The organism is Bathymodiolus azoricus thioautotrophic gill symbiont, assembly GCF_001298715.1.
Classification (GTDB): domain Bacteria; phylum Pseudomonadota; class Gammaproteobacteria; order PS1; family Pseudothioglobaceae; genus Thiodubiliella.
Genome location: NZ_CDSC02000047.1, coordinates 1 through 836 on the forward strand (window position 1 = coordinate 1; position 836 = coordinate 836).

The 836-nt window shown below is 38.4% G+C and carries 1 protein-coding gene and 1 pseudogene; one reads left to right on the top strand and one right to left on the bottom strand.

Features of this window, described 5'->3' with window-relative positions; translation table 11 throughout:
* A pseudogene (locus tag BAZSYMA_RS00880) lies at positions 1 to 453 on the bottom strand (hypothetical protein); the annotation flags it as partial.
* 181 nt (positions 454 to 634) lie between these two features.
* On the opposite strand from BAZSYMA_RS00880, the gene BAZSYMA_RS09770 reads away from it, so the two are divergent.
* Entirely contained in the window at positions 635 to 772 is a 138-nt protein-coding gene (locus tag BAZSYMA_RS09770; RefSeq protein ID WP_195910033.1) for a hypothetical protein, read from the top strand.
* Positions 773 to 836 lie beyond the last annotated feature (64 nt).

The following is an 836-nucleotide window of genomic DNA, read 5'->3' on the forward strand; positions in this document are numbered from 1 at the left end:
ATAAGTCCATTGAGTATTCGCTTTGTTGTCAATGACTTCACTGGCATCAATATCAAGAGTGATGTTTTTGCAATGATTAAGCGTGGCTTTAAGCACAGTTTTATTGACCTTTTGTAAGGCTTTGATTCCTTGGTTGTCTTTGCCTAAACGCCGAAGCCAAATGCCAATAGCCTGTGGGGTTGGCACGCTTTGATTGGTGATTAAGCGTAGCGCCTTGTCTTTGGCAATGTGGGTAGTATCATCTAAGCACTGCCCACCTTCATGTTGGCTTAATATCAAGGTATTGATAAAAGTGGAGGCTTTGAGTGCACAATTGCTACCAAGGTCTGGGAAGTGTTGATCAATGGTATTAGACAAACTCAATGTGTTGATGGTATGTGCAGTAGCAAGTAATCCAATGCGAGCGGTTAAAAGTTCGTTGGTAGAGGACAGTTTGTAGTTTAAAATGTTCATAAACGCAGTAAGGTTTGGTTGTGTATAAAAGGGATGTGGTTGTGTTTTGTGTTTTCACCCAATGGGTGAAACGGTTTTTTGGTTGAAATCATTATACCAGTTGGGGTTTGTGTGTTTTTTTGATTTCTATTTTTGGATTAGGGATAAGCAATTATAAGTAAAATTATCTATGATAAGGATTATGGCAAATATTGTTCAAGTTAAAAATCCACGCACCAATCGTTATGTCAAAATTGATCGCGATAAGGGTCGTATTCTTTCACACAAAAAAAGTGATGGTCCGTATGCTAAAGTACCTGTGGCAAGAAAGCATAAGTGATTATTTACAGTCCCATTGATGGCGATGCCATCAATTATTCGATTGAATTTCGTCCAAAACATTG

What these genes read in the sequence shown, in the direction of transcription:
- BAZSYMA_RS09770 (WP_195910033.1), top strand. Translation starts at nt 635, where the DNA reads ATGGCAAATATTGTTCAAGTTAAAAATCCACGCACCAATCGTTATGTC.